This window comes from Flavobacterium anhuiense, from assembly GCF_050990855.1.
GTDB lineage: Bacteria > Bacteroidota > Bacteroidia > Flavobacteriales > Flavobacteriaceae > Flavobacterium > Flavobacterium anhuiense_C.
The window spans coordinates 1-15,996 of record NZ_CP158861.1 but is presented as its reverse complement, the minus strand read 5'-3'; the positions used below and the strand labels follow the sequence as shown (position 1 = coordinate 15,996).

17 protein-coding genes are annotated in these 15,996 nt (G+C 33.0%); 4 read left to right on the top strand and 13 right to left on the bottom strand.

The genetic code is table 11. The annotated features are described in order from the left end of the window. Positions 1–30 precede the first annotated feature (30 nt). Positions 31–1,431 carry a trypsin-like peptidase domain-containing protein gene (locus ABTV69_RS00085; protein WP_433833160.1) on the bottom strand — a complete coding sequence of 467 codons (1,401 nt, stop codon included), beginning with the start codon at positions 1,429–1,431 and terminating at the stop codon, positions 31–33. A 161-nt stretch (positions 1,432–1,592) separates the two neighbouring features. On the opposite strand from ABTV69_RS00085, the gene dapF reads away from it, so the two are divergent. The 4 genes from dapF (at position 1,593) to ABTV69_RS00065 (ending at position 5,167) form a co-directional block, all read left to right on the top strand. Then, positions 1,593–2,375 carry a diaminopimelate epimerase gene (dapF, locus tag ABTV69_RS00080; protein WP_433833158.1) on the top strand — a complete coding sequence of 261 codons (783 nt, stop codon included), beginning with the start codon at positions 1,593–1,595 and terminating at the stop codon, positions 2,373–2,375. A gap of 83 nt (positions 2,376–2,458) precedes the next feature. Next, a complete protein-coding gene (locus ABTV69_RS00075) occupies positions 2,459–2,992 on the top strand; it encodes a GNAT family N-acetyltransferase (RefSeq protein ID WP_433833156.1) in 534 nt (177 codons plus the stop codon). A gap of 10 nt (positions 2,993–3,002) precedes the next feature. Further along, positions 3,003–4,043, top strand: coding sequence for an endolytic transglycosylase MltG (mltG, locus tag ABTV69_RS00070; RefSeq protein WP_433833154.1), 1,041 nt, complete (start codon positions 3,003–3,005; stop codon positions 4,041–4,043). Between the two features lie 485 nt (positions 4,044–4,528). Continuing rightward, a complete protein-coding gene (locus tag ABTV69_RS00065) occupies positions 4,529–5,167 on the top strand; it encodes a peptidoglycan-binding protein LysM (RefSeq protein ID WP_433833152.1) in 639 nt (212 codons plus the stop codon). A gap of 39 nt (positions 5,168–5,206) precedes the next feature. On the opposite strand, the gene scpA is transcribed toward ABTV69_RS00065, so the two are convergent. From scpA to dnaA, 12 genes are all read right to left on the bottom strand, one after another. Next, a complete protein-coding gene (scpA, locus tag ABTV69_RS00060; RefSeq protein ID WP_433833150.1) occupies positions 5,207–7,333 on the bottom strand; it encodes a methylmalonyl-CoA mutase in 2,127 nt (708 codons plus the stop codon). Positions 7,334–7,473: 140 nt separating this feature from the next. Next, positions 7,474–7,638 carry a hypothetical protein gene (locus ABTV69_RS00055; protein ID WP_433833148.1) on the bottom strand — a complete coding sequence of 55 codons (165 nt, stop codon included), beginning with the start codon at positions 7,636–7,638 and terminating at the stop codon, positions 7,474–7,476. Next, entirely contained in the window at positions 7,628–7,864 is a 237-nt protein-coding gene (locus ABTV69_RS00050; protein ID WP_223703991.1) for a hypothetical protein, read from the bottom strand. The genes ABTV69_RS00055 and ABTV69_RS00050 overlap by 11 nt, the downstream gene beginning before the upstream one ends. Positions 7,865–7,905: 41 nt before the next feature. Continuing rightward, positions 7,906–9,270, bottom strand: coding sequence for a methylmalonyl-CoA mutase subunit beta (locus ABTV69_RS00045; protein ID WP_433833145.1), 1,365 nt, complete (start codon positions 9,268–9,270; stop codon positions 7,906–7,908). Positions 9,271–9,284: 14 nt separating this feature from the next. Beyond that, positions 9,285–9,617, bottom strand: coding sequence for an FtsB family cell division protein (locus ABTV69_RS00040; RefSeq protein ID WP_433833143.1), 333 nt, complete (start codon positions 9,615–9,617; stop codon positions 9,285–9,287). Positions 9,618–9,846: 229 nt separating this feature from the next. Next, positions 9,847–10,455: a uridine kinase gene (udk, locus tag ABTV69_RS00035; protein ID WP_433833141.1), complete on the bottom strand. Its 609-nt coding sequence runs from the start codon at positions 10,453–10,455 to the stop codon at positions 9,847–9,849. 263 nt (positions 10,456–10,718) lie between these two features. Further along, complete coding sequence (locus tag ABTV69_RS00030; RefSeq protein ID WP_433833139.1) at positions 10,719–11,600, bottom strand: SDR family oxidoreductase; 882 nt, start codon at positions 11,598–11,600, stop codon at positions 10,719–10,721. 76 nt (positions 11,601–11,676) lie between these two features. Then, positions 11,677–12,804 (bottom strand): methionine aminotransferase, encoded by a 1,128-nt coding sequence (locus ABTV69_RS00025; protein ID WP_433833137.1) that lies wholly within the window; start codon positions 12,802–12,804, stop codon positions 11,677–11,679. A gap of 36 nt (positions 12,805–12,840) precedes the next feature. Beyond that, positions 12,841–13,293 (bottom strand): energy transducer TonB, encoded by a 453-nt coding sequence (locus ABTV69_RS00020; protein WP_433833135.1) that lies wholly within the window; start codon positions 13,291–13,293, stop codon positions 12,841–12,843. A gap of 23 nt (positions 13,294–13,316) precedes the next feature. Further along, positions 13,317–14,030, bottom strand: a complete 714-nt coding sequence (locus ABTV69_RS00015) for an SAM-dependent methyltransferase (protein WP_433833133.1) — start codon at positions 14,028–14,030, stop codon at positions 13,317–13,319. Between the two features lie 62 nt (positions 14,031–14,092). Continuing rightward, on the bottom strand, positions 14,093–14,560 hold the full coding sequence (locus tag ABTV69_RS00010) for a low molecular weight protein-tyrosine-phosphatase (protein ID WP_433833131.1): 468 nt from the start codon (positions 14,558–14,560) through the stop codon (positions 14,093–14,095). 8 nt (positions 14,561–14,568) lie between these two features. Then, the gene (gene dnaA / locus ABTV69_RS00005; RefSeq protein ID WP_379697162.1) at positions 14,569–15,996 is read right to left on the bottom strand and encodes a chromosomal replication initiator protein DnaA; all 1,428 of its coding nucleotides are present in this window, start codon (positions 15,994–15,996) and stop codon (positions 14,569–14,571) included.

Here is a 15,996-nt window from a genome sequence, read left to right as displayed (position 1 = left end):
TAACTGAAAACTGTGACCAAAAACTACGTCTTAAATTATAATTCTGAAAATCTCTCCATTTCTGTTGATCATTTCAATTCGAACGCTTTGTCCTTCGTCTTTTTTACTTAAAAGTTTCGAAACTGTTTCAACGTTTGTTGCTTTTACATTATCAATACTAAGTATAATATTTCCTAGCAATTCGTTTTGATATTGCATTAAATTCTCGTTTGTGATGTTTTTAATTTTAACACCATAATCAATTCTGAATTTTTTCTTGTCAGCAGCATCGATATTTTCTAATTCAATTCCTTTAACTTCAGCACTGTAAAATTCGTTTTTACTCAAAGTAACCGGAACTGTTTTAGTTTTTCCATCTTTAATGTAAGTTACTTTCACAACATCATTTGGACGTTTTGTATTAATGTATCCTGATAAATCTGCATAAGTCGCGATATTTTGTTCATCAAGTTTTACAATAATATCTCCTTTAGTCAAACCGGCTTTTTCTGCACCAGAATTTTTAGAAACTCTATTAATATAAAATCCTTGTGTTTCTGTAATTCCTAATTCTTTAGATGCTGTGCTGTTCAGTTCGCCACCTTCAACACCAAGAATACCTCTTTGAACATTTCCGTATTCCATAATGTCCTCAATAATTTTTCGAGCAATATTAGAAGGAACTGCAAAAGAATATCCAACATAAGAACCGGTCATAGAAGAAATCATGGTGTTGATTCCAATTAATTCACCTCTTGCATTTACTAACGCTCCGCCACTATTACCTGGGTTTACAGCAGCATCAGTTTGAATAAAAGATTGGATTCCGCTTTGGTCTAAATTTCTGGCTTTCGCCGAAACAATTCCCGCAGTTACGGTCGAAGTCAAATTGTAAGGATTTCCAACCGCCAATACCCATTCGCCAACTTTCACATTGTCAGAGTTTGCAAAGGCAGTGTAAGGAAGTTTCTCGTCGGCATTGATTTTTAAAAGGGCGATGTCCATTTTAGAATCAGTACCAATTAACTTCGCTTTGTATGATTTTTTGTTGTTTAAAGTAATTTCGATATCTGTAGCATCCTTGATTACGTGATTGTTAGTCACGATATATCCGTCTTCAGAAATAATTACTCCAGAACCAGTTCCTACTTGTTCTTGCTGTTGTTGTCCGCCATATCCGTAGAAAAACTCCAGCATTGGGTTACTGACAGTTCTTCTCGAAACATTTTTTACGTGAACAACGGTATGAATTGTTTTGTCTGCGGCTTCGGTAAAATCTAGTATTTCAGCTCCTAAACCAACATTTTTTCCGTAAGAGTTAGGGGCAAGAGTTACAACAGAATTTCCTTTTCCAAAAAAAGAATTGTTGCTTTCAAATAATAACTTGTAAGCACCAAGAGTAATAGCACCACTTAACAATGACACTAAAAATAAGGCTGAAAATCTTTTCATATTAGAATTTGTAATTAAGTTATTAGAATTTATGTTTCATGTTTTATTTAACGTAAAAATACTTCAAAAAATTATTTGTAAAAATGGTTTAACGCTCTTTAACAATGATTAACATTTCATTAATTAATAGTTCGTACTTTTGTATTTCTAACAACTAAAAAATGCAAATAGAATTTTATAAATATCAAGGTACCGGAAACGATTTTGTAATGATTGATAACCGTTCTAATTTCTTTCCAAAAGAGAATGTGAAACTTATTGAGCGTCTGTGTGACAGACGTTTCGGAATTGGAGCTGACGGATTAATTCTTCTAGAAAATGATTCTGAAACCGATTTTAGAATGGTGTATTACAACTCTGACGGAAATCAAAGTTCGATGTGCGGAAATGGCGGTCGCTGTCTAGTTGCTTTTGCCAATCAATTGGGAGTTATTGATGATAAAACGACTTTTATAGCAACTGACGGATTACACCATGCTTCTGTAAATGCCGATTCGATTGTTTCGTTGCAAATGATTGATGTAAACGAAATCCAGAAAAAAGATTCTTATACTTTCCTAAATACAGGTTCGCCTCACCATGTTCAAATTGTAGACGATTTGGAACATTATAATGTAAAAGAAAACGGAGCCGCAATTCGTTACGGAGAATTGTATGGAGAAAAAGGAAGCAACATCAATTTTGTGAAAAAAGTGGATAACGATACTTTTTCTTTAAGAACTTACGAAAGAGGTGTTGAAGACGAAACTCTTGCTTGCGGAACTGGTGCTACAGCCGTTGCAATTGCTATGAATGCAATTGGTGAAACCGATAAGACTTCAATAAACTTAAATGTTGAAGGCGGAAAATTAGTTGTTTCTTTTGATAAAGATAATGACGGTTACACTAATGTTTTCTTGACAGGACCTGCAAAATTTGTATTTAAGGGAACAATTGAGATTTAGTAATTAAATCCCAAGTTTTTAAATCCCAAAATCCAAAATCCAAACGAAATCTAAAATCTGCAATCAAAAATCTAAAATTGTAAATGATAACATTAAAAGGCGAATCGATTTATTTGCGTGCACTTGAACCTCAAGATTTAGAGTTCATCTATTCTATAGAAAATGATGAGAATATCTGGGAAGTTAGCAATACGCAAACTCCTTACAGCCGTTTTTTGATTAAACAATATTTAGAAAATGCACATCAAGATATTTATGAGGCAAAACAGCTTCGTTTGGCTATTTGTCAAGATGAAGATTTTCCTGCGATTGGGTTGATTGATTTGTTTGAATTTGACCCTAGAAATAATAGGGCAGGGATTGGCATTGTAATTCAGAAAGAAGAAAATCAAGGGAAAAATATTGGTTCTGAGGCTTTAGAGCTTTTAATTAACTATTCTTTTACCAATTTAAATCTCCATCAATTGTATGCAAATATTGGCGTACAAAATGTAGCGAGTATTGCACTTTTTACTAAATTTGGTTTTAAGAAAATCGGAATAAAAAAAGACTGGATTTTGTATCATAACCACTATCATGATGAAGCAATTTTTCAGCTAATTAATAAACAAATTTAAAACTTAAGCTTTGAGTCTAAAAAAAATAATCACAATAAGTGCCGTAGCCATAATTTCAGTTTTGCTGGTTTATGGTTTTATTTTAATCAGTAAAATTTTTAGTTCTAATACTAAATTTGAAGAAAAAGAGGTATATGTTTATGTGCCAACAGATGCTAGTTATGCAGATGTAAAAAAGATTTTAGCACCTTACGTAAAGAATTTCGACAACTTTGAAATGGTTGCAGAAAAAAGAGATTATCCAGAAAATGTAAAATCGGGTCGTTTTCTTTTAAAGAAAGACATGAACAACATCGACTTAGTGCGAGCAATGCGTTCCAATATTCCTGTAAAATTAGTCTTCAATAATCAGGAGCGTTTAGAGAATTTTGCTGGAAGAATTGGTAAAGAAATCGAAGCCGATAGTTTATCATTAATGAAAGCAATCAAAGATTCGACTTTCTTAGCAGCAAACGGATTCAATGAAGAAAACGTTTTTGCAATGTTTATTCCGAATACGTACGAAATTTATTGGAATACTTCTGCAGAGAAATTCCGTGATAAAATGATTAAAGAGTATCACAATTTCTGGACGCCTGAAAGAATTGAAAAAGCAAAAAAACAAGGTTTAACTCCAGTTCAAGCTACTATTTTAGCTTCAATTGTTCATAAAGAATCAGTTAAAAAAGACGAAAGACCTCGTATTGCCGGTGTTTATTTAAACCGTTTACGTTTAGAAATGCCTTTGCAAGCAGATCCAACAGTTATTTATGCTTTAAAATTAAGAGACAACGATTTTGATCAAGTGATAAAAAGAGTTTTTTATAACGATTTGGTAATGAGATCTCCGTATAATACTTATGTAAATAAAGGACTTCCTCCTGGGCCAATTGCGATGCCTGATATTACGGCTTTGGAAGCAGTTTTAAACCCAGAGAAAAACGATTTTATTTATTTCTGCGCAAGTGTTGACCGTTTCGGATATCACGAATTTGCGGCAACATTGGCAGAACATAATGTAAATGCAAAAAAATACTCAGATTGGATCGCTAGTCAAGGAGTAACAAGATAAAATTTTTAAACACTTTAAAATATTTAAAACCGAAGTACATTTAACTTCGGTTTTTTGTTTCTTTTTAAATTTAAAAATGTGCTCAAAAATGAAAAATTATTGAATTGCTATTTTGTATGATTTTCGGTTTAGCTTAATAAAAAAATAAACATTTTTTAATGATGAATTTTATAAAATTCAAAAAGAGCTTTCCAAGATTTGCATGAAAAATGATGATTTTTGAGTAAGTTTATTCTTTCTTTTTAGTGAAATTTGCTTAAAATTTATATAAAATGCGATTTTTTTTGAACTCATTTTTCAGTTTTTAGAACAAAAAAAATGGACTTAAAATCTTTCCGAATCCATTGGTATAATTGGGATTAAAGCGAATCTATATTTTTCTCTAAAAATGTTAAATAGCTGGTTTTTAGCATATTTCGAAAAAGCCTTATCTTTGCACCGTAGAAATTTCAAGAGAGTGACAGTGTCTTGAAGAAAAACAATTTATGATAAAGAAATGGTATTTTTATGCGAGTTTAGTCGTTATTATTACATTTTTAAGTTTGGGATTTATTCCCTCAGAAAAAGAAACCAAACCTTGGTTTTTAATTGAAAAAACAGATGGATCAGAATATATTTTTCCATCAAAAGAAAAGGATGATTATCCAAACACCAACGTCCCATACACAGGAAATCATCTTATAGGATTTAAAGAAGCAGTAGCTTTTAAAGAATCGCAAGGGCAATACAGACTAGTAAATTCTCTTGGTTATATGGGGAAATATCAATTTGGTTCTAAAGCTTTAAGAGCAATCGGAATTAATGATAATAAAGCCTTTTTAAAAGATCCTGCTCTACAAGAAAAAGCTTTCATGGCTTTGTTAGCCAAAAACAAATGGATTTTACGTTACGAAATTCAAAAGTATGAAGGCAAAATCATCAGTGGTATTGAAATTACCGAATCTGGAATTTTAGCTGCGGCGCATTTAGGTGGTGCAGGTTCTGTAAAGAATTTTTTCAAAAACAAAGGAAGCAGACATTTTAGAGATGCTTTTGGAACTTCTTTGAAAAGCTATATGAGAGATTTTGCAGGTTACGATCTATCTTTTATAGAAGCAGATAGTAACGCAACAGTAAACGACTAAATGAAAAAAGAAAAATCCCTTACAAAAGGGATTTTCTTTTTAATCTATTAAAGCTTCTAAAATTTTTATAGCAGCTTCGCTTATTTTAGTTCCAGGTCCGAAGACAGCGGCTGCTCCTGCATCAAATAGGAATTGATAGTCCTGAGACGGAATTACACCGCCTACAATTACCATAATATCTTCTCGTCCGTGTTTTTTAAGTTCTTCTATAACTTGCGGAACCAAAGTTTTGTGTCCAGCGGCAAGAGAGGAAACTCCTAAGATGTGAACATCATTTTCTACTGCTTGTTTTGCAGCTTCTGCTGGAGTTTGAAATAATGGACCTATATCAACATCAAAACCTACGTCGGCGTAACCTGTTGCGACTATTTTTGCGCCTCGGTCGTGACCGTCTTGTCCCATTTTAGCAATCATAATTCTAGGGCGTCTTCCTTCTTGTTTAGCAAAAACATCTGCTAGTTGTTTTGCCTTTTCAAAATTCTCGTCATTTTTTATTGCTGCACTATACACTCCGCTAAAAGATTTAATTTGTGCTTTAAAACGGCCGAAAACAGTTTCCAATGCATTGCTGATTTCGCCTAATGTTGCTCTGTTTCTGGCAGCTTCAATTGCATTTTCTAATAAGTTTCCTTCTCCCGTTTGCGCACAATAGATTAATTTTTCTAGTGACTTATTTACTTTTTCAGAATCTCTTGTTCGTTTTATTTCTTCAAGACGTTCAATTTGTTGCTTGCGAACCAATTGATTGTCTACATCTAAAATGTCTAATGGATCTTCTTTTTCTAAACGATATTTATTTACGCCGACAATAATGTCTTGTCCGCTGTCTATTCTGGCTTGTTTTCTCGCCGCAGCTTCTTCAATTCGAAGTTTCGGAATTCCAGCTTCAATTGCCTTTGTCATTCCGCCCAACTCTTCTACTTCTTCAATTAGCTTCCATGTTTTTTCAACGATGTCATTGGTCAAACTTTCAACATAATAACTACCAGCCCAAGGATCTACCGTTTTAGTCATTTTGGTTTCTTCCTGAAGGAATATTTGAGTATTTCTGGCAATTCTTGCAGAGAAATCTGTCGGAAGTGCAATGGCTTCGTCTAAAGCATTGGTGTGAAGAGATTGAGTTCCTCCAAAAACTGCTGCTGAAGCTTCAATACAAGTTCTTGCCACATTATTAAAAGGATCCTGTTCGGTCAAACTCCATCCGCTAGTTTGGCAATGCGTTCTTAGAGCAAGAGATTTATCACTTTTTGGATTGAATTGTTTTAGCAATTTAGCCCAAATCATACGTCCAGCTCTCATTTTGGCAATTTCCATAAAATGATTCATCCCGATTGCCCAGAAGAAAGATAATCTAGGAGCAAAATCGTCAATCGTCATTCCAGTCGATAATCCGGTTCTAATGTATTCTAAACCATCTGCCAAGGTGTATGCCAATTCAATATCTGCCGTTGCGCCTGCTTCCTGCATGTGATAACCAGAGATAGAGATCGAATTGAATTTTGGCATTTTTTTGCTCGTAAATTCAAATATATCGGCGATAATTTTCATCGAAGGAGTTGGAGGGTAGATATAAGTATTTCGTACCATAAACTCCTTTAAAATGTCATTTTGTATTGTTCCTGCTAATTTTTCTGGAGCAACGCCTTGTTCTTCAGCTGCAACAATATAAAAAGCCATGATAGGTAAAACAGCGCCATTCATGGTCATAGAAACTGACATTTCGTCTAACGGAATCTGATCGAAAAGCACTTTCATATCTTCAACAGAATCAATCGCAACTCCTGCTTTTCCAACATCGCCGACAACTCTTTCATGATCTGAATCGTAACCGCGATGTGTTGGAAGATCAAAAGCAATAGAAAGTCCTTTTTGACCCGCCGCTAAATTTTTTCTATAAAAAGCATTACTTTCTTCTGCTGTAGAAAATCCTGCATATTGACGAATAGTCCACGGGCGTCTCACATACATTGTAGCGTAAGGTCCACGTAAGTTTGGTGCAAAACCAGCCCCGAAATCAAGAAATTCTAAGTCTTCGATATCTTTCTCCGAATAATTTCTTTTGATTTCAATTCCTTCAGCGGTCGTAAAGTTATCTGTCAAGTTTTCTTGACTTTCATCTTTCGGCTTTTGATTTTGAAGTGTAATATGTTTAAGGTCTTTTCTCAATTGTAAATATTATTGTTTAAAATTGGTTCAATTCACTGTTCCTAAATGTATGATAAATAGATTTGATAACTATTGTATCTTCATAAATAGTGTAGTGTATAGCGTAAGGAAAAGTTTTAAAAAAGATGATTCTAGTATTATCATATTTTATTTGAAATAGAATGGATCTTTGAAATAAATGCAATACTTCTCTTAAAAGAATCATTAAATCTGATAGCTAATTTTGGATTTAAATCTTTATAAAATAATAATGACTCTTTATAATCCGCTTTAGCTTCTTCAAGAATAACTATTTTATAACTCATCTTCAATTTCTTTTAAAAAATCATCAATGTCTGTAACATTCTTTGGATTTTTTAAATAGTTTTCCGTTCTTTCTCTAACTTGATCAATTTGCCATTGAGGAACTTGATATTCATCATTTTGAACTGGTAAGATAATTACTTCTACTTTATCTGCCGTAAAATCATCTGGCAAGACAACAGTTACAGAATGATTTTTAACGGATATAATTTGTCTAATGGCTTCCATAATTATTTAGTTTGTATTAAATATAGTGATAGGAGTTGGTTTTATTCCAATTCTAATCGCTCTTGCTCCATTTTCTCTGCCAATCTTTTTTCAATTATTGGCGTAATTAATGTTTTTCTTGGTTTTATTTTTACAAAAGGAAACAATTCTAAATCGTGTTTCATTCTGTCTTCTTTGTTCGGATATTTATTGGTGCCTAATAAAATTTCTTTTTTAGAATCGAATAACTCTTGTTCTTTATTGGCGCTTTCTTGAATTTTCTTTTTGATTGTTCCGTCATTCAAAAGTTTCAAGAAACCTCCGTTTGCTTCGATATCTTTAAATAAAGCCAAAGCTTTTTCAGCCAATTGCATGGTTAGGCTTTCAATATAATAACTTCCGTCTGCTGGATTATTTACTTTATCGAAATAACTTTCATGTTTTAAAATCAAAAGCTGGTTTCTGGAAATTCGATCTCCAAATTCATTGTCTTTGTGGTATAAAGCATCATAAGGTAAATTGGCAATTGCATCTGCACCTCCCAAAATTGCTGACATACATTCTGTTGTCGTACGCAACATATTTACATTGTAATCGTAAATGGTTTTATTGCGTTTGGTTGGCGTTGCTAATAAATGACATTTGATTTTTGAATTGTATTCAGAAGCAATTAAATCAAAAAGCATTCTAAGCGCACGAAGTTTAGCAATTTCGAAGAAATAATTGGTTCCAACAGAAACTTGAAAAACTATAGATTTTGCAGTGCCAGAGAAACGGTTTAGATATTCGTTTGCATGAGCTAAACTGTAAGCAATTTGTTGTGTGATATTTGCACCCGAATTTTGATACAATCCTAAATCTACAGATAGTAAATGTAAATTAGTTGTATTTTTAAAAAGTAAATCTAGAGTTTCAAAATTGTTTTTTTCTGAAGTTGTAAACCAATTTCCTTCTCTTGCTAATTGGCCAATAGGATCAAAATCGCAATAAAAATTAGCTTTTTTTCGAATCGAAATTGTATCTAATTTTTTAACGAAATCGATTGAGATAAAACTGAAATTAAAGTAAACGGTTTTGTTTTCTAAAGGAAGATTGTTTAATAATTTTTCAATATCAATTTTATTATTTTGAATCGTAAAGCGAAGACTTTCTGCACCTCTTTCTAAAGTGTTTAAAGCGCGTTCGATAGATTTTTCGACATCGAAAACAAAAATATTTTGGCAGATTTTAAAATCTGAGGCTTGCGTATTTACATTTGCTGCTTTTGTAAATTCGTCAATATGATAAAAAGGTTTTACCTGAATATCTTCTGGAGAATTCCAAATAACAGTCTGATTGTAATCGGCTCCATCCAATTCAAACTGAATTTTTTGTTTCCATTGTTTGGATGAAATCGGATTAAAATCGTCGAATAGGTTAGTGGCCATTGTATTTTGTTTGATTATTCTTTGTTTTGAATGGTGTCTCCTTCAAATTGTATGATGTAAATATCTTCACTATCTTTTTTCATGAAATACTTTTCGCGGGCGTATTTCTCAATTTGTTCTGGATTTTTGAGCTGTTTGATCTGCTCTTGATCTTTTCTGATTTCTTCCTGATAATACTTTTTATTATCCTGAAGCTCATGAATTTGTTCATCTAAAAAGCGATGATCAAAATAGGAGTAATTGTCTAGAAATAACATCCAAACTATAAAAAAAAGCAAAACCCAAACGTATTTGTTTCCTAGGTATTTGAACCATTTTTTGTCTTTGTATGGATTTTTAAATTTCATTTTAAACGAATATATCTTTTTGAATTTGAGTGTTGTCTCTAGCGTCGATTACTTCACTGATTTTATTTTTTATTTGTGTTCAGTGAACTTCGTTTGAGCCGATATCCTTTTTATGGTCTCGTTCCTTTAACGAGACCATAAAAAGATAAAGGCGAAAGCGGGACACAAGCGAAGCGAACTGGCGAAGCAATCAGCTCCTAATTATTATGGTTTAAATTTACGATAAAAATTATGAAATTCTCTGATTAATTACAGCCCGAACTACATCAATTGCTACCGTATTGTATTTGTCGTTTGGTATTATAATGTCTGCAAAAGCTTTTGATGGCTCGATAAATTGCTCGTGCATAGGCTTTAAAGTACTTTGATAACGGTTTAAAACTTCATCAATATCGCGTCCGCGTTCTGAAATATCTCTTTTTAAACGACGAATTAATCTTTCATCAGAATCTGCGTGAACGAAGACTTTAATGTCGAACATATCTCTTAATTCTGGATTGGTTAGGATTAGAATTCCTTCTACAATCATTACTTTTCTCGGATGTGTCGAAACGGTGTCGTCAGTTCTATTATGCTGAATAAAAGAATAAACAGGCTGGTCGATAGTTTCGCCTGCTTTTAACGCTTTTAAATGTTTTACCAACAATTCAAAATCAATAGCTCTCGGGTGATCAAAATTGATTAATGCTCTTTCGTCAAAAGACAAATTGGTAGTTTCTTTATAATAAGAATCTTGAGAAATTACCCCAACTTCTGTATGTGGCAATTCGTTCATGATTTGGTGTACTACTGTTGTTTTTCCACTACCTGTTCCTCCTGCAATTCCTATAATGAGCATAAATTTGATGTTATAATTTGTTTCGCAAAAATAATAATTTAACTGAATCGCTAAACATATTATCTGTTTTAAACCATATAAGTAATATAAGTAAATTTAAGCGGAAAAATTTTTAAGTAAAACGCTATTTAACTGAACTTATATTGCTTATATGGTTAAAATGTTTGTTTTTATTTTAAAAAAAATCCCGAAAGTAAACCTTCGGGATTTCGTGCAATCAGTATAGTTTTAAAAAATATTCTGAATTTAGTAAGCACTTGTAATTATTTATTCTTTTTTGCTTTTATCATCATTTCAAGCTGATCCCAAAGTTCTTCTGGAATTGCTTCTAATAAGTTGAATTGTCCAGCGCCTTTTAGCCATTCGCCTCCGTCAATCGTGATTACATCTCCATTGATATAAGATGAAAAATCAGAAACTAAATAAGCAGCTAAATTTGCCAATTCTTGGTGATCTCCAACTCTTTTTAATGGCACTTTTTTAGCCATGTCAAATTTTTCTGAAAGATCTCCCGGCAATAATCTGTCCCAAGCTCCTTTTGTTGGAAATGGTCCTGGAGCAATAGCATTCGAACGAATTCCGTATTTTGCCCATTCTACCGCAAGACTTCTTGTCATTGCTAAAACTCCCGCTTTTGCCGTAGCACTAGGAACAACATAAGCAGATCCTGTCCAAGCATAAGTTGTTACAATATTTAAAATCGTTGCTGAAGTTTGTTTGGTATCAATCCAGTGTTTTCCAAAAGCTAGCGTACAGTTTTTAGAACCTTTAAGTACGATATCAATCACAGTATCAAATGCATTTGCAGATAATCTCTCTGTTGGAGAAATAAAATTTCCTGCCGCATTATTTAAAAGAACATCTACTTTGCCGAAAACTTTTAAAGTTTCCTGAAGCATGTTTTCTACTTCTTCGTAATGACGAACATCACATTGAAGCGGCAAACATTTTCCGTCAGTTTCGCTTTCTAATTCGGCAGCTGTAGTTTTTAACTTTTCTAGATCTCTAGAAGTTATCGCTACTTGAGCTCCTAATTCGAGAAAATATTTAGTCATAGCTTTACCTAAACCACTTCCGCCGCCTGTAACGACAATGACTTTGCCTTTTAAAGCATCATCACGTAACATTTTATCTGTGTAGCTCATACTTTTTCTTTTTTTGCAATATTAGTTAAATAAAATAGGATGCGCGCATAATAATGTTATAAAATTTTGAAAAATTTTATATTTCACATAATTTTTTAGCTGCAGCTTCTAAAGTGAAATTGTCTTTAGCGAAACAAAAGCGAATTAATTTTTGATCCTTATGATCGGAGTAGAAGGTAGAAATTGGTATTGCAGCCACTCCGTGATTTATAATTAGATTTTTGCAGAAAATAACATCATCATCATTTGAAATGTTCGCATACGAAGCAACTTGAAAATAAGTTCCTTCGCAAGGTTTTAGTTCGAAACGGCTGTTTTGAAGCAATTTCTGAAAATAATCTCTTTTTTCTTGATAGAATTTCCCAAGAAGAGTCACATCAACAACATCTAAATATTCGCTAATAGCAAATTGTGAAATGCTGTTTACACTGAAAACCAAAAATTGATGCACTTTCTTGATTTCTTTCATTAAATGTTCTGGTGCAATAGTATAGCCAATTTTCCAGCCTGTGATGTGAAACGATTTTCCAAAAGAAGAAACCATCACGCAACGATCTAAAAGAAAATCTTTGGTATGCGCAGAAATATGTTTTTCTTCGAAAGTGATGTATTCGTAAACTTCATCAGACAGAATAATAATGTCAGGGTATTTTTCAAGCAAATTTTTTAACTGAACAAAATCATTTTCAGTTAAAATTTTGCCAGTAGGATTATGCGGATTATTGATAATCATCATTCTGGTTTTAGCAGAACATGCTTTTTCAATTCGTTCCCAATTTGGGGTGTAATCGTCATTCAGCGGTACTCTAACAGGTTTAGCTTTGCAAAGTAAAACGGGAGATTCATAAGAATCGTAACTCGGATCAAGAATAATTACTTCGTCATTTTCTTTTACTAAAGCCAAAATAGTGGTAAAAATTCCTTGTGTAGCTCCAGCCGTAACCAAAAGTTCTGTGTCAGGATTTATTGTTCGATTATAAGAACTCTGAGTTAACGTCGCAATTTTGTTCATCAACGGAGGATAACCTGCCATTGGTGTATATTGGTGAACGTTTTCTTTAGCTAATCTCGCTACAATATCAGTCAATCTTTCATCAACAGGGAAGTTTGGAAATCCTTGAGAAAGATTTATCGCATTGTATTCGGCTGCCATTTTTGACATTACCGTAAAAATGCTTGTGGTTACGTTTGGGAGTTTGCTCATGATAAAGTGTGATTAGGGAAAGACAAGAATTAAATCTTATAGTTGTACAGGAATTACAATTGAATATAACGTTCTAACTTCTTTATCGTTTTGTTTTCCAGGTTTCCATTTAGGAGATAATTTCAAAACTCTTATTAATTCTTCTCCGGTGCCAAATCCAATATCGCGGAGAACTTTTATATCACTTAATGATCCATCCTTTTCGATAATAAATGTAGCAAATAGTTTTCCTTGATGAGTTGGCTTTTTATTTGATTTTTTATAGTTGTCATCTATAAATTGATAGAGTTTTGCTTTTCCTCCCGGAAAGCTAGGAGTAATTTCTAATCCGAAACTATTATAAACGTGATTTTCATCAAAAATGATTTCTTCCTCTTCATAATTTTTTAGATTATCTTTTAAATTATCAGGCGCTTTCTTGTTTTCTTTAGATTGAGAAATTGTGCTCTGAGTAATGCAGATTAAAATCAGAATTAAAAGTTTTTTCATAATAATGATGATTTTAATTTGGTTTACATTTTATGAATAATAAAAATCGCAGGACGCTTATCAATGTCAATTTTTAACTTTTTCCAATCCGAAACTTTCATGGTTTTAATGAATTCTGTTGGAAGTGTAATATCTGCCGCAATGCAAAGATGAGTTGAAGGACTTAAAATTTGTAAAAGATCTTCAATCAGTTTATTGTTTCTGTATGGAGTTTCAATGAATAATTGCGATTGATTTTTATCATAAGATAATTTCTCAAAATGACGAATTGCAGATTTTTTCTCGTCTTTGTCAATTGGTAAATATCCGTTGAAAGTAAAGCTTTGACCATTCATTCCAGAAGCCATCATGGCTAGTAGGATAGAAGAAGGCCCAACTAAAGGCACAACTTGAATTCCTTTTTCGTGAGCCAATTTTACAATCGCAGCACCTGGATCTGCAACGCCTGGGCAGCCAGCTTCACTCATTAATCCCATATTTATTCCTTCTAATAAAGGTTTTATGAAATCATTGTGTTCGCTGGTTTCGGTTCTTTTGTTTAAAGTAAAAAGAACCAATTCAGATTGTTTTTTTTCTGGATAAACTGCTTTTATAGATTTTCTAGCCGTTTTGTCGTTTTCAACAATATAATGGTCGATAACTTCTATCGTTCTTCTAACGGATTGTGGTAAAACATCCATCGGATCGCTTTCGCCCATTGTAGTTGGAATTAAATATAGTTTTCCGAAAGATTTCATAATGTGTTTTGTTTAAAATTAAAAAATTCAATTATTTCTTTTTTAGAAACAATTGAATCGAATTAGGAGTGTTTTTTAAGAAGTTGATCTGCAATTAGATTCGTTACTTCGTCCAACATTTGGTAAACGTTGTCAAAACCGTTTGCAGAACCATAATAGGGATCGGGAACGTCAACATTTTCGTTTGGAAATAAGTCGTTTAAAATCAAACGGACTTTGTTTTTATGTTCTGGAGTTTTGGCTAAATGAATAACATCGCGAAAATTTGAATTGTCCATTACATAGATATAATCAAATTTATCAAAATCAGAAACCTGAATTTGTCTTCCTTTTTGTGCGCTGATGTTAATGCCATTTTTTTTAGCGACTTCGATAGAGCGTTTGTCAGGACAATGTCCAATATGCCAAGAACCTGTTCCAGCCGAATCGACTAAGAATTTATCTTTAGGTAATTTAGAAGCTAAAATTCCTTCTGCTAAAGGAGATCTACAGATATTCCCTAAACAAACCATTAAGATTTTTACAGGCATGGCGCGTCTTAAAGCGTTAGTTTTTTATTGATGTCTTCAACAAACTTTTTGAATTGTTTGTCTGTAGAAACTAAATTGTCGACTGTTTTGCATGCATGAAGAACAGTTGCGTGATCGCGATCTCCAATTTGCGAACCAATATTGGCCAAAGAAGCTTTTGTGAATTTTTTAGCAAAGAACATTGCTAATTGTCTTGCTTGTACAACGTGCCTCTTTCTGGTTTTAGATTGAAGTGTTTCAATATCTAACTGGAAATAATCTGAAACGATTTTTTGAATATAATCGATTGAAATTTCTCTTTTTACGTTTTTAACGAATTTCTCTACAACGCTTTTTGCCAAATCAATTGTAACTTCTTTTTTGTTGAAAGAAGACTGAGCGATTAAAGAGATAATGGCACCTTCAAGTTCTCTAACATTAGATTTGATGTTACGAGCAACATATTCTAAAATATCTTCTGGCATTTCTACGCCATCTCGATACAAAATGTTTTTTAAGATTGAGATACGAGTTTCGTAATCAGGTTGGTGCAATTCTGCAGATAATCCCCATTTGAAACGAGACAATAATCTTTGTTCGATATCCTGCATGTCAACAGGAGCTTTGTCTGAAGTTAAGATTACTTGCTTTCCGTTTTGGTGCAAATAGTTGAAAATATGGAAGAATACATCTTGCGTTCCTGATTTTCCAGATAAGAACTGAACATCATCAATAATTAAAACATCGATTAACTGATAAAAATGAATAAAATCATTACGATTATTCTTTTTAACAGAATCAATGTATTGCTGTGTAAAAATCTCAGCAGAAATATATAAAACGGTCTTTTCTGGATACTTATCTTTTACTTCTACACCTATAGCATGTGCTAAGTGTGTTTTTCCTAAACCAACTCCTCCAAAAATCAATAGTGGATTAAAAGAAGTTCCTCCTGGCTTGTTAGCAACTGCCATACCTGCAGAACGAGCCAAACGGTTAGAGTCTCCTTCTAAGAAATTGTCAAAACTGTAATTCGGATTTAACTGAGACTCAATTTTTAAATTTCTAATTCCAGGAATTACAAACGGATTTTTTAGCTCAGGATTTAGGTTTTTAAACGGAGCATCAACCTCTTGCGGTTTCATTGGCACTCTGTTGGCACTTGGCAGCTGCTCGGTAAACGGCTGTTTGTTGCCATAAGTGTTCTCCATTTTAATTTTATAGAGTAACTTTGCGTTTTTTCCCAGTTCTTTGGTAAGCGCAACTTTCAATAATTTTACGTAGTGTTCTTCTAGCCACTCGTAGAAAAATTTACTTGGAACCTGAATGTATAATGCGTTATCGGTTAGCTCAACTGATTTGATTGGTTCGAACCAAGTTTTATATGCTTGGTCTTGAATATTATCCTTTATAAAGGACAAACAGTTTTCCCATACCGATTGAGCAGTTTTAGTCAT